Origin of the sequence: Mesorhizobium loti (assembly GCF_013170705.1) — a bacterium.
Lineage (GTDB): Bacteria > Pseudomonadota > Alphaproteobacteria > Rhizobiales > Rhizobiaceae > Mesorhizobium > Mesorhizobium loti_D.
The window spans coordinates 4,373,593-4,393,767 of sequence record NZ_CP033334.1; the positions used below are offsets into that span (position 1 = coordinate 4,373,593).

At 62.7% G+C, this 20,175-nt stretch carries 17 protein-coding genes; 13 read left to right on the plus strand and 4 right to left on the minus strand.

The annotated features are described in order from the left end of the window. Positions 1-81: 81 nt before the first annotated feature. The gene (locus EB815_RS21300; RefSeq protein WP_056576606.1) at positions 82-834 is read left to right on the plus strand and encodes a DUF502 domain-containing protein; all 753 of its coding nucleotides are present in this window, start codon (positions 82-84) and stop codon (positions 832-834) included. Here the strand turns inward: EB815_RS21300 and recG are convergent. Then, positions 786-2,894: an ATP-dependent DNA helicase RecG gene (gene recG, locus EB815_RS21305; protein ID WP_056576609.1), complete on the minus strand. Its 2,109-nt coding sequence runs from the start codon at positions 2,892-2,894 to the stop codon at positions 786-788. The genes EB815_RS21300 and recG overlap by 49 nt on opposite strands. A 92-nt stretch (positions 2,895-2,986) precedes the next feature. Here recG and EB815_RS21310 point away from each other — a divergent pair, with 92 nt between their 5' ends. The 4 genes from EB815_RS21310 to EB815_RS21325 all read left to right on the plus strand — a co-directional run bounded on the left by EB815_RS21310 (position 2,987) and on the right by EB815_RS21325 (position 9,175). Beyond that, positions 2,987-3,274 (plus strand): succinate dehydrogenase assembly factor 2, encoded by a 288-nt coding sequence (locus tag EB815_RS21310; RefSeq protein WP_056577400.1) that lies wholly within the window; start codon positions 2,987-2,989, stop codon positions 3,272-3,274. 131 nt (positions 3,275-3,405) lie between these two features. Next, positions 3,406-6,903 carry a transcription-repair coupling factor gene (gene mfd, locus EB815_RS21315; protein ID WP_065005095.1) on the plus strand — a complete coding sequence of 1,166 codons (3,498 nt, stop codon included), beginning with the start codon at positions 3,406-3,408 and terminating at the stop codon, positions 6,901-6,903. A gap of 134 nt (positions 6,904-7,037) precedes the next feature. Then, positions 7,038-8,411 carry a class II 3-deoxy-7-phosphoheptulonate synthase gene (locus tag EB815_RS21320; RefSeq protein WP_056576615.1) on the plus strand — a complete coding sequence of 458 codons (1,374 nt, stop codon included), beginning with the start codon at positions 7,038-7,040 and terminating at the stop codon, positions 8,409-8,411. A 290-nt stretch (positions 8,412-8,701) separates the two neighbouring features. Further along, complete coding sequence (locus EB815_RS21325; protein ID WP_245303324.1) at positions 8,702-9,175, plus strand: DUF4337 family protein; 474 nt, start codon at positions 8,702-8,704, stop codon at positions 9,173-9,175. 65 nt (positions 9,176-9,240) lie between these two features. Here the strand turns inward: EB815_RS21325 and EB815_RS21330 are convergent, their stop codons facing one another. Next, positions 9,241-10,311 (minus strand): GGDEF domain-containing protein, encoded by a 1,071-nt coding sequence (locus tag EB815_RS21330; protein ID WP_056576621.1) that lies wholly within the window; start codon positions 10,309-10,311, stop codon positions 9,241-9,243. A gap of 413 nt (positions 10,312-10,724) precedes the next feature. Between EB815_RS21330 and EB815_RS21335 the strand changes: the two genes are divergently transcribed. From EB815_RS21335 to EB815_RS21345, 3 genes are all read left to right on the plus strand, one after another. Beyond that, the gene (locus EB815_RS21335; protein WP_056577403.1) at positions 10,725-11,141 is read left to right on the plus strand and encodes a GFA family protein; all 417 of its coding nucleotides are present in this window, start codon (positions 10,725-10,727) and stop codon (positions 11,139-11,141) included. A 78-nt stretch (positions 11,142-11,219) separates the two neighbouring features. After that, positions 11,220-11,579, plus strand: coding sequence for a diacylglycerol kinase (locus tag EB815_RS21340; RefSeq protein ID WP_056576624.1), 360 nt, complete (start codon positions 11,220-11,222; stop codon positions 11,577-11,579). Positions 11,580-11,619: 40 nt separating this feature from the next. Next, a complete protein-coding gene (locus EB815_RS21345) occupies positions 11,620-12,207 on the plus strand; it encodes a hemerythrin domain-containing protein (protein WP_056576627.1) in 588 nt (195 codons plus the stop codon). A 4-nt stretch (positions 12,208-12,211) separates the two neighbouring features. Here EB815_RS21345 and EB815_RS21350 read toward each other — a convergent pair whose 3' ends face one another. Both EB815_RS21350 and EB815_RS21355 read right to left on the minus strand, forming a co-directional pair. Further along, positions 12,212-12,799: a DedA family protein gene (locus tag EB815_RS21350; protein WP_056576631.1), complete on the minus strand. Its 588-nt coding sequence runs from the start codon at positions 12,797-12,799 to the stop codon at positions 12,212-12,214. Further along, positions 12,796-13,359, minus strand: a complete 564-nt coding sequence (locus tag EB815_RS21355; RefSeq protein WP_056576634.1) for a DUF1003 domain-containing protein — start codon at positions 13,357-13,359, stop codon at positions 12,796-12,798. Before EB815_RS21355 ends, EB815_RS21350 begins: the two co-directional genes overlap by 4 nt. An 86-nt stretch (positions 13,360-13,445) precedes the next feature. Here EB815_RS21355 and EB815_RS21360 point away from each other — a divergent pair, with 86 nt between their 5' ends. The 5 genes from EB815_RS21360 (at position 13,446) to EB815_RS21380 (ending at position 20,137) form a co-directional block, all read left to right on the plus strand. After that, positions 13,446-14,165 carry a DNA-3-methyladenine glycosylase I gene (locus EB815_RS21360; protein ID WP_056576637.1) on the plus strand — a complete coding sequence of 240 codons (720 nt, stop codon included), beginning with the start codon at positions 13,446-13,448 and terminating at the stop codon, positions 14,163-14,165. Positions 14,166-14,272: 107 nt separating this feature from the next. Further along, positions 14,273-15,949 carry an NAD+ synthase gene (locus EB815_RS21365; protein ID WP_056576640.1) on the plus strand — a complete coding sequence of 559 codons (1,677 nt, stop codon included), beginning with the start codon at positions 14,273-14,275 and terminating at the stop codon, positions 15,947-15,949. A gap of 56 nt (positions 15,950-16,005) precedes the next feature. Next, on the plus strand, positions 16,006-16,416 hold the full coding sequence (locus tag EB815_RS21370; protein WP_056576642.1) for a GNAT family N-acetyltransferase: 411 nt from the start codon (positions 16,006-16,008) through the stop codon (positions 16,414-16,416). A gap of 391 nt (positions 16,417-16,807) precedes the next feature. Beyond that, a complete protein-coding gene (locus EB815_RS21375) occupies positions 16,808-18,613 on the plus strand; it encodes an ABC transporter ATP-binding protein (protein WP_056576645.1) in 1,806 nt (601 codons plus the stop codon). A gap of 345 nt (positions 18,614-18,958) precedes the next feature. After that, complete coding sequence (locus tag EB815_RS21380; protein ID WP_056576649.1) at positions 18,959-20,137, plus strand: hypothetical protein; 1,179 nt, start codon at positions 18,959-18,961, stop codon at positions 20,135-20,137. Positions 20,138-20,175: the final 38 nt, after the last annotated feature.

Here is a 20,175-nt window from a genome sequence, read left to right on the forward strand (position 1 = left end):
AGGCGCTCTTTAAAAACTTCGCAGTTCCAAACGGCCGTCCGGTTCACTAATGTTGCGCTGCAACCCGCGCCCCGGTGAACCATGTCCGATGCTCCGAAGACCTCCGGCATGACCCGGCTGAGGAACTATTTCCTCACGGGTTTCATCGTCTGTGCGCCGCTGGCGATCACCGCCTATATCGCCTGGTCGTTCATCGGCTGGGTCGATTCCTGGGTAAAGCCCTATATTCCGGCGCGCTACAGCCCCGACACCTATCTGCCGTTTCCGGTGCCGGGGTTTGGGCTGATCGTCGCGCTGATCCTGATCACGCTGATCGGTTTCCTCGCCGCCAACATTGTCGGCCGCGCCATTGTCGGTTTCGGCGAGCGCCTGCTCGGCCGCATGCCGCTGGTGCGCGGTATCTATGGCTCGCTGAAGCAGATCTTCGAGACCGTGCTGTCGAACAAGGGCGACATGTTCCGCCAGGTCGGGCTGGTCGAATATCCGCGCAAGGGCGTGTGGTCGCTGGTCTTTGTCGCCAGCGAAAAAGAAACCGAGATCAATGAGAAGCTCGACCAGGAAGGCGATCCGCTGATCGCCGTGTTCATGCCTTGCACGCCGAATCCGACAACCGGATTCCTGATGTACGTGCCGAAGTCGGACATCGTGCTGCTCGACATGACGATCGAGGACGGCGCCAAGCTGATCGTCTCGGCCGGGCTGGTGGCGCCCGAGGTGAAGACGAAATTGGTGACGCTGAACGGCGAGCCGATCAACGGAACGGTCGCCAATCCGCCGCTAGGGCCTCATCCGGCGCGCAAGAGCCGCACCGCCTCGTCGCGGCCGAACAAGTAGAGCAGCAGGCGCAGCGCCTCGCCGCGATCGGACTGCAGCTCGGGGTCGCGCGACAGGATCAGCCTCGCATCGTCGCGGGCGGCTTCCAGCAGATCGGCATGCGCCTCGATGCGCGCGACCTGGAACCCCGGCGTGCCGGACTGGCGGGTCCCCAAGAGCTCGCCTTCGCCGCGCAGTTTGAGGTCTTCCTCGGCGATCAAAAAGCCGTCCTCGGTCTCACGCATCACCGACAGCCGGCGTTTTGCTGTCTCGCCGAGCGGATCCTTGTAGAGCAGCACGCAGGAGGAGGGCTTGTCGCCGCGCCCAACGCGGCCACGCAGCTGGTGCAACTGCGCAAGGCCAAAGCGTTCGGCATGCTCGATGACCATGACGGTGGCGTCCGGTACGTCGACACCGACCTCGATGACCGTGGTGGCGATCAGGATGCGGGTCTCGCCCTCCTTGAAGGCGCGCATGGCCTCGTCCTTCTCGGCGCCCTTCATGCGGCCATGGACGAGGCCGATGCGGTCGCCGAACAGCGGCTTCAGCGAAGCGAATCGGTCCTCGGCCGACATCAGCTTGATCTCTTCCGATTCTTCCACCAGCGGGCAGATCCAGTAGATCTTCTGGCCTCCGGCGACCGCGTCCTCCATGCGGCCAACCAGTTCGTCGAGACGCTCGAGCGGCAGCGTGACGGTGCGGATCGGCTGGCGGCCGGCCGGCTTTTCCGTCAGCTTCGAGACATCCATGTCGCCGAAGGCGGTCAGCACCAGCGTGCGTGGGATAGGCGTCGCGGTCATCACCAGCATGTCGGGCGCATCGCCCTTGGCGGTGATGGCGAGCCGTTGGTGAACGCCGAAGCGATGCTGTTCGTCGATCACGGCCAGGACCAGGTCGTGGAAGGTGACCGTCTCCTGGAACAGGGCGTGGGTGCCGACGACGATATCGATCTCGCCGCTCGCCAGACCAGCCAGCGTTTCGGTGCGTTCGCGGCCCTTCTCGCGGCCGGTGAGGATGGCGATGCGCAGCCCGACCTTGGCGGCAAGCGGCGCGATCGTCGCCAGATGCTGGCGCGCCAGGATTTCGGTCGGCGCCATCAGTGCCGCCTGGCCGCCCGCCTCGACGGCGCGCGCCATGGCCAGCAGGGCGACCACCGTCTTACCCGAACCGACATCGCCTTGCAGAAGCCGCAGCATGCGTTCGGGATCGGCTAGGTCCGCATTGATTTCGGCGAGGGCGAATTCCTGGCTTGCGGTGAGCGAATAGGGAAGGGCCGCACGCAGTTTCTCGACGATGCGGCCGTCGCCGACCAAGGGACGGCCGGACAGACGGCGGATCTTTGCCCGCACCAGCGCCAGCGAGACCTGGCCCGCGAGCAACTCGTCATAGGCAAGACGCCGCCAGGCAGCGCCGTCGATGGAAACGTCGATCGGGTCCGCCGGATTGTGGATACGGGTGAGCGCGTCGGCAAAGGTGGGAAAGGTATGCCGGCGCATGAAGGCGCCGTCCTGCCATTCCGGTAATTCGGGCAAGCGTGCCAGCGCCTGGCCGATCGCCCGGCGCAGCACCTTGCCCGAGAGCCCTGCGGTCAGCGGATAGACCGGTTCGACCAGCGGCAGGTTTTCCGCCTCGCTGGCCAGCGCGATATGATCGGGGTGGACCATGGTCGGGCGGCCGTTGAACCATTCCATGCGGCCCGAGACCACGACATGCTCGCCGATAGGCATCGTCTTTTCGAGGTAGGCGGCGTGCGCATGGAAAAAGGTCAGGCCGATTTCGCCGGTATCGTCATGGGCGTAGACCCTGTAGGGCACGGACCTGTTGCCGCGCGGCGGAGGCTGGTGACGGTCGATGCGCAGGTCGAGCGTGACGATCTGGCCTTCCGCGGAACCTGCGATGCCCGGCCGGCTCCGGCGGTCGATGACGGTATGCGGCAGCACGAACAGAAGGTCGCCCGCGCGGGCCGCGCGATCGCCAAGATCAGCGGCGACGACCTTCTCGATCAACGCGCCAACCTTCGGCCCGACGCCGGCAAGCGAAGTGATCGGGACGAACAGCGGATCGAGTATGGAAGGACGCATAATGTCAGCTTATGTCGCGACGGCCTCAGCGCAAGGCTGACAGCACCTTCTATCCACGCTATATGCGCCGCAGCAAGCGAGGATGCGGCACAATGACCGGAACGAAACGATCAAGCGAGGGGCTGGACGCCCACCGCCGCAAGCTCTTGTTCCGTTCCTGGCATCGCGGCATGCGCGAGATGGATCTGATCCTCGGCACGTTCGCCGACGCGGAGATCGGTGCCTTGACCGACGAGGAAATCGACCAATATGAGAGGCTCCTCGACATTCCCGACACCGAATTCCTGCCGTTGATCACCGGCGAACGGCCGATCCCGGCGGATATCGATTGCGCCGTCCTGCAAAAGATCCTGGCGTCCCGCCGGACCATGACATTCTGAACAAAAGCAATTCCAGGAAAAGTGCGAAGCGGTTTTCCGTCCGGAATTGCGACAAACTGAAAACAAGCAATTCCAGGAAAAGCGCGAAACGGTTTTCCCATGGGAATTGCGATAAACAAGACCGTGATTTGATGAGCCTCATTCCCACCATTGGTCTGCCGAAAGGCCGCGCCGGCCAGTTCATCGTCGATGGCGTCGCCGACGGCTATGAAGCCTTCGCGCTGGTGCAGGCGGCCCTGGAAATCGCGCCCGACAAGCCGGTGCTGTTCGTGGCGCGCGATGGCCAGCGCCTGCCGGCGATCATCGAGGCGCTGGCCTTCGCCGCACCCGGCCTGCCGGTGCTGGAACTGCCGGCCTGGGATTGCCTGCCCTACGACCGAGTCTCGCCCGGTTCGGATGCCGCCGCCAAGCGCCTCGATGCGCTGACCGCCATGATCGCGCTGGCCAAGAAGCCGCATCGCGCCGTCATCCTCACCACCGCCAATGCGCTGCTGCAGCGCATTCCGCCGGCCGATCTTGTCGAGGCGCAGACGTTTCACGCCAGGCCCGGCAACCAGATCGACATGAACGCGCTGGTATCGCGGCTGGAGACGTCAGGCTTCGAGCGCGTGCCGACGGTGCGCGGCATCGGCGAATTCGCGGTGCGCGGCGGCATTCTCGACCTGTTCGCTCCGGGTTGGACCGAGGCGCTGAGGCTCGACTTCTTCGGCGACACGCTGGAATCGATCCGCGTCTTCGACGCCGCCACGCAGCGCACTACCGGCCAGCGCAAGTCGATGGCATTGCAGGCGATGAGCGAAGTGGCGCTGACGCCCGAAACCATCAGCCGCTTCCGCCGCTCCTATATCGAGGCCTTTGGCGCACCGCAGCGCGACGACGGGCTTTACGCGGCGGTCAGCGAAGGGCGGCGGTTTGCCGGCATGGAGCACTGGCTGCCGTTCTTCTACGAGCGGCTGGAGACCGTGTTCGACTATCTGCCGGACACGCCGGTTGTCTTCGACCATCTGGCGCGTGAGGCGTTGGCCGAACGCCACACGCTGATCCTCGACCACTATGAGGCGCGTAAAAAGCAGGCCGACGCCGCGCTGAAAGATGCGGTGCCCTACAAGCCGGTGGCGCCCGATCTGCTCTACCTGTCGCCGGAAAACCTGATCGCCTCGCTCGGGCCGCGTGAAGCGATCGATTTCACGCCCTTTGATGCTCCGGATGCCGGTGCGAAAAAGGTCTATCACGCAGGTTCGCGCCACGGCCGCAGCTTCGTCGAGGAGCGCGCCGAGCCGAACGTCAACGTGTTCGATGTGGTCGTCAGGCACATCGCCGACGAGCGCGCCGCGCGCCGCCGTGTCGTCATCGCCGGCTGGACCGAGGGCTCGCTCGACCGGCTTGGGCAGATCCTGGCCGAGCACCATCTCGGCAATCTCAAGCAGGTCGAGACGCTGGCGGAAGCCGAACAGCTCGAGCCGGGGCAGGCGGCTCTTGCGGTGCTGCCGCTCGAATCCGGCTTCGAGACCGAAAAACTGGTCGTCGTCGCCGAACAGGACATTCTGGGCGACCGGCTGATCCGGCGTTCGAAGCGAAAGAAGCGCGCCTCCGACTTCATTGCCGAGGCCTCGGCCTTGTCGGCCGGCGATATCGTCGTCCACGCCGACCACGGTATTGGCCGTTTCATCGGCTTGCGCACCATCGAAGCGGTCGGTGCGCCGCATGATTGCCTGGAAATCCACTATGCCGGCGACGACCGGCTGTTCCTGCCGGTGGAGAACATCGAGCTTCTGTCGCGTTACGGTTCGGACTCGGCCGAAGCGACGCTGGACAAGCTTGGCGGCGGCGCCTGGCAGTCGCGCAAGGCAAAGCTGAAGCGGCGCCTGCTCGACATGGCCGGGCAACTGATCCGCATCGCCGCCGAGCGGCAGATGCGCGCCGCACCGGCGTTGGTGCCGGCTGAAGGCCTCTATGACGAATTCTCAGCCCGTTTCCCCTATGAGGAGACCGACGACCAGCAGACGGCGATCGATTCGGTGCGCGACGATCTTGGCGCCGGCAAGCCGATGGACCGGCTGATCTGCGGCGATGTCGGCTTCGGCAAGACCGAAGTGGCGCTGCGCGCGGCCTTCATCGCGGCCATGGAAGGGTTCCAGGTCGCCGTGGTGGTGCCGACGACGCTGTTGTCGCGCCAGCATTTCAAGACGTTTTCGCAGCGGTTTTCCGGCCTGCCGATCCGTGTCGCCCAGGCCTCACGGCTGGTCGGCGCCAAGGAACTCGCCGAAACGAAGAAGGCGCTGGCCGAGGGCCAGGTCGACATCGTTGTCGGCACCCATGCGCTGCTCGGATCCTCGATCTCGTTCAAGAATCTCGGCCTGCTGATCATCGACGAGGAGCAGCACTTCGGCGTCAAGCACAAGGAACGGCTGAAGGACCTGAAGACCGATGTCCATGTGCTGACGCTGTCGGCGACGCCGATCCCGCGTACGCTGCAACTCGCGCTGACGGGCGTGCGCGAACTGTCGCTGATCGCCACGCCGCCGGTCGACCGCATGGCGGTGCGCACTTTCATCTCGCCCTTCGATCCGCTGGTCATTCGCGAGACGCTGCTGCGCGAGCGCTATCGTGGCGGGCATTCCTTCTATGTCGTTCCGCGCATCAGCGATCTCGCGGAAATCCATGATTTCCTGAAGGAATCTGTTCCTGAACTGAAGGTGGCGGTTGCCCATGGCCAGATGCCGCCGGGCGAACTCGACGACATCATGAATGCCTTCTACGACGGGCAATATGATGTGCTTTTGTCGACCACGATCGTCGAGTCCGGTCTCGACATCCCGACCGCCAACACGCTGATCATCCACCGCGCCGACATGTTCGGCCTGTCGCAGCTCTACCAGTTGCGCGGCCGCGTGGGCCGCTCCAAGGTGCGCGCCTATGCGCTGTTCACGCTGCCGGCCAACCGCAAGCTGACCGACACGGCCGAACGCCGGCTGAAAGTGCTGCAGTCGCTCGACACGCTCGGCGCCGGCTTCCAGCTCGCCAGCCACGATCTCGATATCAGGGGCGCCGGCAATCTTCTGGGTGAAGAACAGTCCGGCCACATCAAGGAGGTCGGTTTCGAACTCTACCAGCAGATGCTGGAGGAGGCCGTCGCCGAGGTGAAGGATTCCGGCGAGGTGCAGGATGGCGGCTGGTCGCCGCAGATCGCCGTCGGCACGGCGGTGATGATCCCGGAAAGCTACGTGCCGGACCTGCAGCTCAGGCTGGCGCTCTACCGCCGTCTCGGCGACCTCGAAAACACCGAGGAGATCGATGCCTTTGGCGCCGAACTCATCGACCGGTTCGGCCCGCTGCCGGACGAGGTGAAGCATCTCCTGAAGATCGTCTTCATCAAGGCACTTTGCCGCAAGGCCAATGTCGAAAAGCTCGATGCCGGGCCGAAGGGCGTCGTCATCCATTTCCGCAAGCGCGAATTCTCCAACCCGGTCGGCCTCGTCAAGTTCATCGGCGAGCAGGGTTCACTGGCCAAGATCCGGCCGGACCACAGCGTCGTCTTCACCCGCGACTGGCCAACGGCCGAGAAGCGTCTGGCGGGCTCGGCGGTGGTCATGACGCAACTGGCAAGGCTGGTGGAGAAGGCGGCATAGCCTACCCTGCCCATTCGCCAGCGCTGAAATTCCGGTCTAGAATAGGAAATCGGCTTCGTGTATGGAGCCGCCAACCCATATAGGGGTGGAAATGCGGGCGAGGGTGTTCGCCGGAAAGAGCGTTGGGTGCAGCGATGACGAAATGGTCGCCGAATTCGTGGAGAGCAAAGCCGATCAAGCAGGTTCCTGCCTATCCGGATCTTGCCGCGCTGAAAAACACGGAAGCCCAGCTCGCGACCTTTCCGCCTCTGGTTTTTGCCGGTGAGGCACGCAAGCTGAAGAAGCAACTCGCCGCGGTCGCAGCCGGCGAAGCCTTCCTGCTCCAGGGTGGCGATTGCGCCGAGAGCTTTGCCGAACATGGCGCCGACAACATCCGCGACTTCTTCCGCGTCTTCCTGCAGATGTCGGTGGTGCTCACCTTCGCCGGCGCGCAGCCTGTGGTGAAGGTCGGCCGCGTTGCCGGCCAGTTCGCCAAGCCGCGTTCGTCCGACAATGAGACCAAGGGCGAGGTGACGTTGCCGAGCTATCGCGGCGACATCATCAACGGTATCGAATTCGACCAGAAATCGCGCATTCCCGATCCCGCGCGCCAGGAAATGGCCTACCGCCAGTCGGCGGCGACGCTCAACCTTCTGCGCGCCTTCGCGCAGGGCGGCTATGCCAGCCTGGAGAACGTGCATCGCTGGATGCTCGGCTTCGTGTCCGACAGCCCGCAGGGCGAGAAGTACGAGTCGCTCGCCAACCGCATCACCGAGACGATGGACTTCATGAAGGCCGTCGGCATCACCTCGGAGACCAATTACGCGCTGCGCGAGACCGATTTCTACACCAGCCACGAGGCTTTGCTGCTCGGCTACGAAGAGGCGCTGACCCGCGTCGATTCGACCTCCGGCGACTGGTACGCCACGTCGGGCCATATGATCTGGATCGGCGACCGCACGCGCCAGCCCGACCATGCCCATGTTGAATATTGCCGCGGCATCAAGAACCCGCTCGGCCTGAAATGCGGTCCGTCGCTGACCGCTGACGGCTTGCTGGAACTGATCGACCTGCTCAACCCCGAGAACGAGCCCGGCCGGTTGACGCTGATCGCGCGCTTTGGTTCGGACAAGGTCGCTGATCATCTGCCGAAACTTGTGCGCGCGGTGCAGAAGGAAGGCCGCAGCGTGGTCTGGTCGTCCGACCCGATGCACGGCAACACCATCGAGGCCGCCGGCTACAAGACGCGGCCGTTCGACCGCATCCTGAAGGAGGTGCAGACCTTCTTCGAGGTGCACCGCGCGGAAGGCACGCATCCGGGCGGCATCCATGTCGAAATGACCGGCAAGAACGTCACCGAATGCACCGGTGGCGCGCGCGCCATAACGGCCGAGGAATTGCAGGACCGCTACCACACCCATTGCGATCCGCGCCTCAATGCTGACCAGGCGATCGAACTGGCCTTCCTGGTCTCGGACCTCCTGAAGAAAAGCCATCCGGTGCAGCACAAGCAGGCTGTGAACGGCTGATCCGGCAGACCGCAACAGATCGAAACACGAGGGCGCCGGAGAAATCCGGCGCCCTTTTTTCGTGCTGGGCCATGCCGTCGATTTGATAGATGTGCCAAACCTTACGAAAATTTATGCTGGCGCGATCACTGCAAAACCAAGATTGAGGTGAATGTTCGCCGCCGAGATCATGTTATCCGGCTAGGAATCGGCGAATGGCAATGGAAGACTCCACCCAGGAGCACCTTGAGAACGCCGAGCATGCCGAACATGCCGCGCATGAGGGCAATCCCTTTCTGACCACGGTCTCTGTGACCATTGCGGTGCTGGCGGTTCTTGCCGCGACGGTCGGCAGCTTCGAGTCGCTCGAAACCGCTGAGGCGATCAACGACAAGAGCGAGGCGGCCTACCTCCAGAACAAGGCCAGCGATCAATGGAGCTTCTTCCAGGCAAAGAGCATCAAGAAGAACAGTTATGAGATCGCGGCGGCGATGGGTGGCCCGGCCACCGATCAATTCCAGGCCAACGCGAAGCGCAATGAAGCCGATGGCGCGGAGATAGAGGCCAAGGCGACAGAATTTGAAAAGCAGGTCGATGAAAAGCTGCGTGACAGCGATCTGCGGGAATACCGGCACCATGTTCTGACGTTTGCCGTGACGTTGCTGCACATCTCGATCGCCGTCGCGACACTTTCCATCATCACCCGTGGCAAGCGCTGGCCGTGGATCGGCTCGCTGGCTCTTGGAGCCCTGGGCGCGATCGCCGCCGGCTTCGCCTATATTTGATTGCGCTGGCGCTTTGGTCCGACATGGCCCAAGGGCATTCGTCGCGGGCGCAGGGCCGGCCGGGATCAATCCTTCTTGTAGAGCAGCCAACTCTTGCCGGCGCGCCCGGCCATGGTGGAATGTTTGGTGACGCGGTTGCGGCCACTTACCTTCGAGCGGTAGAGCGCACGGTCGGCTTTCGTATAAAGGTCCTCGGGGCCTTCGGCCTCCGACGCCATGCAGATGCCCATCGACACCGTCACGGCGCCGTAATTCATACCGGTCTGGCTGCTGGTGAACGGCGTCTGTTCGATCAGGGCGCGAATGCGCTCGGCGATCTCGTAGGTGGCGTCTTCGCTGGCGCCCTCGATGATCAGCGCGAACTCCTCGCCACCGGTGCGGGCAACGAACATATCGCCGCGGATGCTGGTCTGGAAAATGTCGGCGATGATCTGAATGATCTTGTCGCCGACCGGGTGACCATAGCGATCATTAATATCCTTGAACCGGTCGATGTCGGCAAGGATCAGGGCATTGAACAGAATGCCCTTGTTGCTGTTGTAGATCCGGGTGATTTCCTTGTCGAAGGCGCGCCGGTTCCAGATATGGGTCAACGGATCGGTGTCGGCGAGCCGCTTGTACTCTTCGAGCTTCGACTTGACGCTCTCGAGTTCGATCGTCTTGTCGTTGAGCGCCGAGGCGACCTGCCGGCCATGATCAATGGTCGAGTTGGTGGCGACCGACATGGCGTTGGCGATCTTGTGCAGGAGATCCTGCGAAAGCAGGCTTCGGTTACTCAGGCCGCTCGATGTCTCATCGAGAATCCTGCCGTATTTTTCGATGTGGCCGCGCTCGCTCCGCAACAGCGATGCGACTTCCTCGAGCTCCCTGGCGATGACGTCCCGCGCATGCTCGACAATGTCTGGGCCGTGACTGTGGGCAAAGAAAGAACGGCCGATCTTGTCCAATTCGTCCTGTGTCGGCCGGTTGCTCAGCGAGAGCACGGCAAGGCTGAGCTCGCGATTGGTGCCGCTCAGGGCCTCGTAGAAGATCTCGTAGTTGCGCGGCAGGCCAAGCACGCCGAGCTGGCGCATCGTGGCGACAACGGCGGATACGATATCGGTGCCTTGTTCGGTTGGGGCGGATGCCGGCTGCATGTCTGATTCACTCGTCCCCTCGGATCCCGGCGCGGAATTTGCGGGTTCCATTGATCGCCGCCTTGGGGAGCGCTAACCGATAGCCCAGAACATCTTGCGAAGAGATCTGTCCCCACCCATGACCTTCGCTTGGCGTAACCATAAATGCGGTAGCGCTAAAGTTTCCTTAATTTGCACGATTCCCACAAGTTTTCTCTACCTGTGGCTGCAGAAGCATAAACTTTCGCATCACTGTCGCGAGACAAGACCCAATTTGGCGCGTTGAATTCGAAATCCGTGCGGCGCGCTGCTGGAAATGAAACTGAGTTTCGGATTCGCCACGCCAATCGATGTCGTATTTGCTTGCGCGCAATCCCCGCAAAGCTGGAATCCTGGCAATGATGCTGGACGAGGTTTCTTCAAGGGGGGCCAAAATGAGCGACAGTAACCGGGGATCATGCCTGTGCGGAGCGGTCCGCTTCCGGACGCACGGAGCATTGCGTGGTGTCGTCTACTGCCATTGCTCGCAATGCAGGAAGCAGAGCGGGCATTTCTATGCCGCGACCAATGTTGCCGACGCAGACATCGTGATCGAAGGCGCCGAAAGCATCACCTGGTATGAAGCATCCGCTTTCGCCAGGCGCGGCTTCTGCAAGACATGCGGGTCGGTGCTTTTCTGGAAGCCGAGGGATCAGGGCTACATTTCGGTCATGGCGGGATCGTTCGACAAGCCGACAGGCCTCAAGGGCGACTGTCATATCTTCGTTGGGGACAAGGGCGACTATTATTCGATCGACGACGGACTGCCGCAGTTTGAAAAGTCGACGCCTTCGATAGCGGTCGCCGAATGAATTTTGGACGAGACGCCTTATTCCCTTGATCGGGCCGTTGCTTTATCTCGTGCCGGTAATTCGGAAAGAGGTTTGGGCATGCAGCGGCTGATCGACGCTTTTTTCAATTCGGTGCGGGCGTTTCGCAAGCTGGCCGCCAGCGAGAAGGCTTTCCAGCAGGAATTGCTGCTGTTGCTGCTCGCCTTGCCGGCCGGGTGGTTCGTTTCCGTCTCGTGGCGTGGCTACGCCTTGCTGATCGGGGCGGTGCTGCTCCTGATCATGGTCGAGGTGCTGAACACCGGGATCGAGGCCGCCTGCGATGCGTTCAGCCGCGAGTTCAACGTCGACATCCAGCTGGCCAAGGATTGCGGTTCGCTGGCTGTGCTGATCTCGGTGTTCATCGTCGCCGGCGTCTGGGGCATCGCGCTCATCGAGCGGATCACCGGACTACCGATCTAGCGTTGCCATTCTTATATGACGGTAACTAAAGGAAACCGTCATGTCCGAAGCCGCGAATCTTCTGCTTCTCGAACGCAAAGCCCTGCCGGACGATTTGCGCTGGCTGGTCGACAAATACCCGCGTGAAAACTGGCAGGGCCACGCCAACATCCACGGCATCGCCAACATGTGGCTGCAGCGGCACGACATGTTCCGCGAACTCGGCGGCATGCTGACCAACGGTATTGGCGATTATCGCGAGGGCAGGCTGACGGCGCCTGATTTCGCGCGCTGGTTCGCGCCGCGCCTCAACCATTTTCTCGGCAATCTCGACGGTCACCACAATGTCGAGGATCATCATTATTTTCCGGTCTTCGCCAAGGTGGAGGCGCGGCTGAAGCGCGGTTTTGAGATTCTCGATACAGATCACCAGACCATCCATGAAGGATTGGAGCGCAATGTCGAGGCGGCCAATGCCTTCATCAAGACGCTTCAGGAGAGCGAGGACAAACAGCGCTTCGCGGCGGATGCCTATGCCGACGAAAACAGCAGGCTGATCGCCATGCTGACCCAGCATCTTGCCGATGAGGAAGACCTGATCATCCCCTTGATCCTCGATCGAGGTGATCGGGCGCTCGGTATAGCCTGACGGGTCAAAAGTCCTTGGCGCGCTCCCGCTTGGCGATGTGTCGTGCGATGAGCCAGGCAAGGATCGCCACCGTCAGGCCAATGCAAAGCCCGATCAGCAGCCTTTCGTGGCGAAGCAACGCCTGACCGACGAAATGCTCGGCGCCCAAGCCGAAAACGTAGCCTATTGAACTGAACAGCATCGCCCAGATCACCGATGAGATGGCATTGAGGATGATGAAGCGCGGCATCGCTATGGTCGAAAGACCCGCGGCGATGCCGCCGACCAGGCGCATGCCGTAGACATAGCGGTTCGACAGCACGAAGATATTGGGATGGGTGTTGAGCAGGCGATAGGCGCGGCGGAAGCCGGGCCGCCTGCGCAATCTGACGACATAACGATGATCGGCGAAACTTCTGCCGAGGATGAAGAAGCACGTATCGCCGAGGAAAGCGCCAAGGGCGGCCGCTACAAAGGCATGCCACAGCACGAAAACATGCTGATGGGCGAAGAAGCCGCCGAGGATGGCGGCACTTTCCCCCTCGGCGACACAGCCGACGAAGACGGCGAGCAGCCCGTACTGTTCGATGAAATGATGGATCGCGTCGGTCATGAGGCCGACTGCTGCTGCGCCAGCCTCTCGTCGATCCGTTTGACCACTTCCGCCAGCCGCACGATCTCGTCGCGCATGCCGATGATCTGGCTGTGGCGCAGTTCATCGAGTTTTTCGTGGAGCGCCATGATCTCGATTTCGGCCTTCAGATTGACCTCGTAGTCGTGGGCGGCATCGATGCGGTCACGTTCGGTCTGGCGGTTCTGCGCCATCATGATCACCGGCGCCTGCAAGGCGGCGACCATCGACAACACCAGGTTGAGGAAGATGAACGGGTAGGGGTCGAAGGCATCGCGCGTCAACAGCCAGACATTGCCGCCGGTCCAGAGAATCAGGAAAGCGAGAAAGGCGAGGATGAAGGACCAGGAACCACCGATGCGGGCGATCGTGTCGGCTAGTCGGTCGCCAAAGGTCTGGTGGAAAGCGACCGCCTTGTTGGTGTCCCTGGAGATCGTGGTGCGTTCGAGCGTCGATTGCAGCACCCGGCTTTCCAATAGGCTGAGGCCATCCGGGCGCCGCTTGAGCCAGCGGTTCGCCAGGTCGTCGATCGTCTTGTACATGGCAGTCTCCGTCGTCAGTGGAGATAGACGTAGAGGCTGCCGGCCCTCGCGGGAAGTGTTACATTCAGGCCAACAGGGAGGGACCCATGGCAGATTTCAAGAAAATTCGTCTGCGCGCGGCAAAACGCAAGGGTGGCGAGGCGGAGCTTTCGTCGTTGCTGGGGCCGGTGCCCGACAATGCCGCCGTTGCCGACATCCCGGACGATCGCATCCTGTCGATCATGGCCGAGCGGATCTTTGCCGCCGGTTTTGTCTGGCGCGTCATCGAACAGAAATGGCCGGGTTTCGAGGAGGCGTTTCTGCGTTTCGAGCCGAAGCGGCTTTTGTTCCAGCCTGACGATTTCTGGCACGATCTGGCTTCCGACCAGCGAATCGTGCGCAATCCGCAGAAGATCAAATCCGTGCGCGACAACGCAGCCTTCGTCGAACGCGTGTCCAAGGAACATGGCGGCTTCTTCGGCCATTTCCTCGCCGACTGGCCAGCGGATGATCAGGTCGGGCTGTTGGCCTATCTCGGCAAGCACGGCAGCCGGCTCGGCGGCAATACCGGCCAGTATTTCCTGCGCTGGCTGGGCTGGGACGCCTTCGTCATTTCGGCCGACATGGCGGCGGCCCTTCGCGACGCAGGTCTCGATATCGCCGAAAGCCCGACTTCGAAGAGGGACCTCGACAAGATCCAGGCCCAGATCAATCAATGGGTGGCGGACACAGGCCTGCCGCGCCGGCACATTTCGCGCATCCTGGCGATGTCGATCGGCGACAACCATTCGCCGCAGTCGTTGCGTGAATACATGGGCGACGACTGATCGCCGGTCTGGGCGCGAATGGCCTCAGGTCGTTCGGATCGGCGCGGTCCGGGGTGGTCCAAACGAACGCCATTGCTCGGGCAATTCCGCCGCGCTAAGTCAGCAGCATGACCAAGAAGCCCGACATACTGCGCATCGCGATCGCCCAGCTCAACCCGACAGTCGGCGATGTCGCCGGCAACCTCGCCAAAGCCCGCGAGGCAAGGGCGGATGCCGCGCGCCAGGGCGCCGATCTCGTGCTCTATACCGAGCTTTTCCTCGCCGGTTATCCGCCGGAGGATCTGGTGCTGAAGCCGGCCTTCCTCAAGGCCTGCGAAAAGGCGGCGCAAGAGTTCGCCGCCGATACATTGGATGGCGGCCCCGGCGTCATCATCGGCACACCGCTGAAACGCAAGAGCGGTACGCACAATTCGATCATTGTCGCCGATGGCGGCAAGATCCTGGCCGAACGCTACAAACTCGATCTGCCGAACTATGGCGAGTTCGACGAAAAGCGGGTCTTCCAGGCCGGGCCGGACCTGCAAGGCCCCGTCAATTTCCGCGGCGTACGGCTGGGCATCCCGATCTGCGAGGACATCTGGGGCGACGTCGCGGTGTGCGAGACGCTGGCCGAGAGCGGCGCTGAAATCCTGCTGGTGCCGAACGGCTCGCCTTATTATCGCGCCAAGATCGACGTACGCCATCAGGTTGTCATCAAGCAGGTCATCGAATGCGGCCTGCCGTTGATCTATGCCAACCAGCTCGGCGGCCAGGACGAACTGATCTTCGACGGTGCGTCCTTCGCCATCGGCGCCGACAAGACATTGGCTTTCCAGATGAGCCAGTTCGAGGACGCCGTCGACGTCACCACGTGGAAGCGCACGGAGGACGGCTGGGTCTGCTCGGAAGGGCCGATGTCGAAGATCCCCGAGAGGGAGGAGGCCGACTATCGCGCCTGCATGCTGGGCCTGCGCGACTACGTCAACAAGAATGGCTTCAAGAATGTGGTGCTGGGCCTGTCGGGCGGCATCGATTCGGCGATCTGCGCTGCGCTTGCCGTCGATGCGCTCGGCGAGGAGCGGCTGCGCGCGGTGATGATGCCTTACCGCTATACGTCGAAGGATTCGCTGAAGGATGCCGAGGACTGCGCCCGCGCGCTCGGCTGCCGCTATGATATCGTACCGATCTTCGAGCCCGTCGAAGGCTTCATGCACGCGCTGACGCAGCTTTTCGAAGGCACCAAGGAAGGCATCACCGAGGAGAACCTGCAGAGCCGCGCGCGCGGCACCATCCTGATGGCGATCTCCAACAAATTCGGCTCGATGGTGGTCACCACCGGCAACAAGAGCGAGATGTCGGTTGGCTATGCCACGCTCTATGGCGACATGAATGGCGGCTTCAACCCGATCAAGGATCTCTACAAGATGCAGGTCTATGCGCTGTCGCGCTGGCGCAACAGCCATGTGCCGCCTGGCGCGCTCGGGCCGTCGGGCGAGGTCATCCCGAAGAACATCATCGACAAGGCGCCGTCGGCGGAATTGCGGGAAAACCAGACCGACCAGGATTCGCTGCCGCCCTATCCGGTGCTGGACGACATTCTCGAATGCCTGGTCGAAAACGAGATGGGCGTTGACGACATTGTGGCGCGCGGCCATGACCGGGCGACGGTGACGCGCATCGAGCATCTGCTCTATATCGCCGAATACAAGCGCCGGCAGGCCGCACCTGGCGTGAAGATCACCAGGAAGAATTTCGGCCGCGACCGCCGTTATCCCATCACCAACCGTTTCAGGGATCGTGGATAAGCCGCGGTTCGCCCACTGGGCGAAAATACGCGATGCCGCGAGACGGGGACACGGCCATGCAAGACTGTGAGATCAGTTTCGACCTCGCGCGCATCGACTTCCGAGCGACCTCGGACCTGTTGATGACGAGCTACTGGGGGGCCGGACGCAGCGATGAATTTCATCGCCGGGCCTTTGCCAATTCGTTCTGCGCCGCTGCTTACATCGATGGCAAACAAGTCGGCTTCGGCAGGGCGATCACCGATCGCACGGTGTTCGCCTATCTCGCCGACATCATCGTCTGGCCGCGGCATCGGGGGCAGGGCATAGGCTCGCGGCTGGTGCGGGGGCTCATCGATCATCCCGAACTCGGCACCGTCTCGCACTGGAGCCTGTCGACCAGCGACGCGCATGGCGTCTATGAAAAACTGGGTTTCAAACCCTCCACGGACGGCCGATACATGCGCCTCGATCGCTCGCCCCAATGACGGGCACGCGGCGAAAGCTTCCATCCGCCATTGTTGCAAAATAATCTCAGTGCTTGGACCAGATACACTTTGGTCCGGAGCTGGTCTTGGCGATGCATCGGGCCGTCTCTATAAAGACCGTTCCGCGATTCATTTGCGGGAGGTCCGAATGGCAGTATTTCACATGGTAATGCGGGGCCGCGAAGCCTAGGTCCCAGCTGGCGCTCCGCGAAGGTCTGTCCTTCGCGCCGAAGCCGGATCGGGCACAGGCTTATGCCGATGCCGGTCGCCGCCCCGACAAGGGCGTGACGCCAAAATATGCCAGTCCGCTTCCGGGCAATTACTGCCCTTTGCGCGGCTTCTTCAATTTTCGACTTTATGGGATCGGGCTCGTTCGCGCCCGAATGACATCATGGCTCGTCTTAAGATCGATTTGCGCGCGAGCGCGTTTCGCAGCGTTCTTGGTTTTTCGCTCACCCACTGGCGGCGCCAGCCCTGGCGGCTTTCGCTGATCATGGGTGGTTTCCTGCTGTCGACGCTGGCCGACGTCCTGACGCCGCTTTATTCCGGCCGGCTGGTCGACGCCGTCGCCAGCAGCGCCGGCGCGGACGCCATTGCCTGGAATGCTGCGATGACGGCGTTCTCGATTCTGATGGCGTTGGCGCTGACCGGCGTCGTGCTGCGCAACCTCGCGTTCATGGGCATCGTCGAACTGACGCTCAAGATGATGGCCGACATCGCCGCCGACGCCTTCCATCGCGTCCAGCGGTTTTCCACCGACTGGCACGCCAACAGCTTCGCCGGCTCGACCGTGCGCAAGGTGACGCGCGGCATGTGGGCGCTCGACCTGCTCAACGACACCATCCTCATCGCGCTGCTGCCGTCGGTCGTCATGCTTGTCGGCTCGACGCTGCTGCTCGGCTGGTTCTGGCCGCTGATGGGGGCGGTCGTTGCCGCCGGCTCGCTGCTGTTCATCATGGTGACCGCAATGCTGTCGCTTGGCTATGTCGCGCCGGCGGCGAGGCTCGCCAACACGTGGGATACACGCCTCGGCGGCTCGCTGGCCGACGCGGTGAGCTGCAACGCCGTGGTCAAGGGCTTTGGCGCCGAGGAGCGCGAAGAGCGCCGCCTGGCCAGGGTTATCGCCAAATGGCGGGGACGCACGCGCCGCACCTGGGTGCGCGGCACCGTCAACGGCACCACCCAAGGAGTGCTGCTGCTGGCCATGCGGGCCGCGGTGATCGGTCTGGCACTGATGCTGTGGTCATGGGGGCAGGCGAGCGCCGGCGACGTCGCCTTCGTGCTGACCTCGTTCTTCGTGCTGCAGGGCTATTTGCGCGATATCGGCACGCATATCCGGAATTTGCAGCGTTCGATCAATGACATGGAGGAATTGGTCGATTTCCAGTCCGAACCGCTCGGCATCGAAGACCGGCCCGGCGCCGGGGCGATCCAGATCACGCAAGGGGCCATAAGCTTCGACAACGTCACCTTTCACTACGGCAATCACCGGACACCGCTCTATCGCGACTTTTCGGTCGATATCGAACCGGGTGAACGCGTCGGGCTCGTCGGTCACTCTGGGTCGGGCAAGACGACGTTCGTCAAGCTCATCCAGCGGCTCTATGACGTGAATGCGGGCAAGATCCTGATCGACGGCCAGGATATCTCGCAGGTGGCGCAAGCGTCGCTGCGCGGGCAGATCGCCATCGTCCAGCAGGAGCCGATCCTGTTCCACCGGTCGCTCGCCGAAAACATCGCCTATAGCAGGCCGAGCGCGACGCAGGCGGAGATCGAACATGCCGCCAGGCTGGCGAGCGCGCACGACTTCATAACCAACCTGCCGAAGGGCTACGGCACGCTGGTCGGCGAGCGCGGCGTGAAATTGTCGGGCGGCGAGCGGCAGCGCGTGGCGATCGCGCGCGCCTTCCTTGCCGATGCGCGCATCCTGATCCTGGACGAGGCGACATCGAGCCTCGATTCGGAATCGGAGGTGCTGATCCAGCAGGCGATGGAGCGGCTGATGGTCGGCCGCACCACGCTGGTCATCGCGCACCGGCTTTCGACGGTGCGGGCGCTCGACAGGCTGCTGGTCTTCGATCGCGGCAATATCGTCGAGGAAGGCTCGCATGACGAACTGATCCGGCTGCAGGGCGGCATCTACCGACGCCTGTTCGAGCGCCAGGCGCTCGAGCTGACCAAGGGACTTGCCATCTGACCTGGGTGGCCTTCGGCTTCGTTCGGAGGCCAGCTCTATCAGGCGCTGTGGGCCGGTCGGGAGTAGCGGTGCACGCAACCGCAGGGCGGGGCAGAACTCGGCGGGGGCTCCCCGTCACCCAGCCCGTGCCGGCCGAGCCAATCCGTGACGCGAAGCGATATCCAGATCGTCTTGCGGATCCTGAGTTTGAGCATTTGTTTGTGATGTCGATCGAGATACCTTGTCTCAACCATTGATTGCTATAGCTTTGCTCAAGCAACCCAGAGGGGCTTGTTCGCATCTCCTGGGATTCGATTGATCAATGTAGGTCTCGCCCTTCGGCAGGCGACCTCCGTAGGCCTCACGATGCATCCTGTTTCCGCGAGTATCGGTGTGAAAAACGTGGCTGCGCCGTCGGTGCTGGAGACGCAGCACGGCTCGGTTCGGCCGCTCGCAGCCGGAGATCTCGAGCGTGTCGCCGCACTCTTCCTGACGAAATTTCGGCGGCGACGTCACCTCCTCGATCGCGCGATCGCGGAGACGGCCGAGTATATGAGAAAGATCTATCTTGGGCCTGCCGGCCAGACTGGTGACAGCAACGCTCTTGTCCAGATCAACCCGCAGGGCCGCCTGGGTGGCTTCCTCGGGGTCCTGAAAGCCCACTACGAGTTCAACGGAGCGGCATTGAATGCGGCGATCATCGGGCCGCTCATGGCCGACCCCGGCACCGATCACGGCTCGGCCGGACCGCAGTTGCTGCGCGCCGTGCATCAAGGCGCGTTCGATCTGCACCTGACCGATTCGGCCAACCGGGTATCCCTGGCCTTCGCGCGCCCGATGAAATATCAGCTGCTGCCGGTGCATTGTCTGGGATGGACCTGCATTTTCCGGCCGGCCGCGATGGCCGCCGCCATGGCGCGCGGCAAATGGCCGGGCTTGCCTCGCTTCGCACTTGATCCTTGCGCCAGAGCATTCGACACCCTTACGAGAAAAAGGTTCGAGCCGCCCGCCCAGCATTCCGCGTCGCACCGGGTCCATCGCGAAGCGATGGATGCCGCGCAATTTGCAGAGCGCTTGCCGACCCTGATGTCCGATTACTCGCTTCGGCCGCGTTGGCTGGATGGCGAGCTGCCACGGCTGCTCGCTCTGGCGGCCGAGAAGCGGGCCGACGGTCCCCTTCATTTCGGCGGGACATACGACGAAACAGGTAAGATACTCGGCTGCTACGCCTTCTACGGTCAAGCCGGCGGCATCGCGAGCCTGCTGCAAATCCAGGCCTCCGGGTCTCACTGGGGCGCGACGCTGGATGGCCTGATCGCCGACGCGCGGAATATGGGTTGCGTGGGCATCGCCGGGCAGACGCAAGGCAGGTTCCTGCCTCAGCTCTTCGGCTACAAGAACGTCTTCCTCCGCTATGCCGGGGGGACTATGGTCCGCTCGCGGATCGCCGAGGTCACGGAAGCGGTCCGCTCCGGCGACATCTTCATCGGTGGCTTGATGGGCGACCGCTGGACCCGCCTCAGTTCCGATGATTTCGGCCGCTGATCAGCCTCGGCGAGCGGTTCGGATGTCTCGGCCCACCA

Coding starts and splice junctions, on each gene's coding strand:
- EB815_RS21370 (WP_056576642.1), top strand. CDS start 16,006: ATGCAAGACTGTGAGATCAGTTTCGACCTCGCGCGCATCGACTTCCGA.
- EB815_RS21340 (WP_056576624.1), top strand. CDS start 11,220: ATGCAGCGGCTGATCGACGCTTTTTTCAATTCGGTGCGGGCGTTTCGC.
- EB815_RS21330 (WP_056576621.1), bottom strand. CDS start 10,311: ATGCAGCCGGCATCCGCCCCAACCGAACAAGGCACCGATATCGTATCC.
- EB815_RS21355 (WP_056576634.1), bottom strand. CDS start 13,359: ATGTACAAGACGATCGACGACCTGGCGAACCGCTGGCTCAAGCGGCGC.
- EB815_RS21335 (WP_056577403.1), top strand. CDS start 10,725: ATGAGCGACAGTAACCGGGGATCATGCCTGTGCGGAGCGGTCCGCTTC.
- EB815_RS21365 (WP_056576640.1), top strand. CDS start 14,273: ATGACCAAGAAGCCCGACATACTGCGCATCGCGATCGCCCAGCTCAAC.
- recG (WP_056576609.1), bottom strand. CDS start 2,894: ATGCGTCCTTCCATACTCGATCCGCTGTTCGTCCCGATCACTTCGCTT.
- EB815_RS21300 (WP_056576606.1), top strand. CDS start 82: ATGTCCGATGCTCCGAAGACCTCCGGCATGACCCGGCTGAGGAACTAT.
- EB815_RS21380 (WP_056576649.1), top strand. CDS start 18,959: ATGCATCCTGTTTCCGCGAGTATCGGTGTGAAAAACGTGGCTGCGCCG.
- mfd (WP_065005095.1), top strand. CDS start 3,406: ATGAGCCTCATTCCCACCATTGGTCTGCCGAAAGGCCGCGCCGGCCAG.
- EB815_RS21310 (WP_056577400.1), top strand. CDS start 2,987: ATGACCGGAACGAAACGATCAAGCGAGGGGCTGGACGCCCACCGCCGC.
- EB815_RS21350 (WP_056576631.1), bottom strand. CDS start 12,799: ATGACCGACGCGATCCATCATTTCATCGAACAGTACGGGCTGCTCGCC.
- EB815_RS21375 (WP_056576645.1), top strand. CDS start 16,808: ATGGCTCGTCTTAAGATCGATTTGCGCGCGAGCGCGTTTCGCAGCGTT.
- EB815_RS21320 (WP_056576615.1), top strand. CDS start 7,038: ATGACGAAATGGTCGCCGAATTCGTGGAGAGCAAAGCCGATCAAGCAG.
- EB815_RS21345 (WP_056576627.1), top strand. CDS start 11,620: ATGTCCGAAGCCGCGAATCTTCTGCTTCTCGAACGCAAAGCCCTGCCG.
- EB815_RS21360 (WP_056576637.1), top strand. CDS start 13,446: ATGGCAGATTTCAAGAAAATTCGTCTGCGCGCGGCAAAACGCAAGGGT.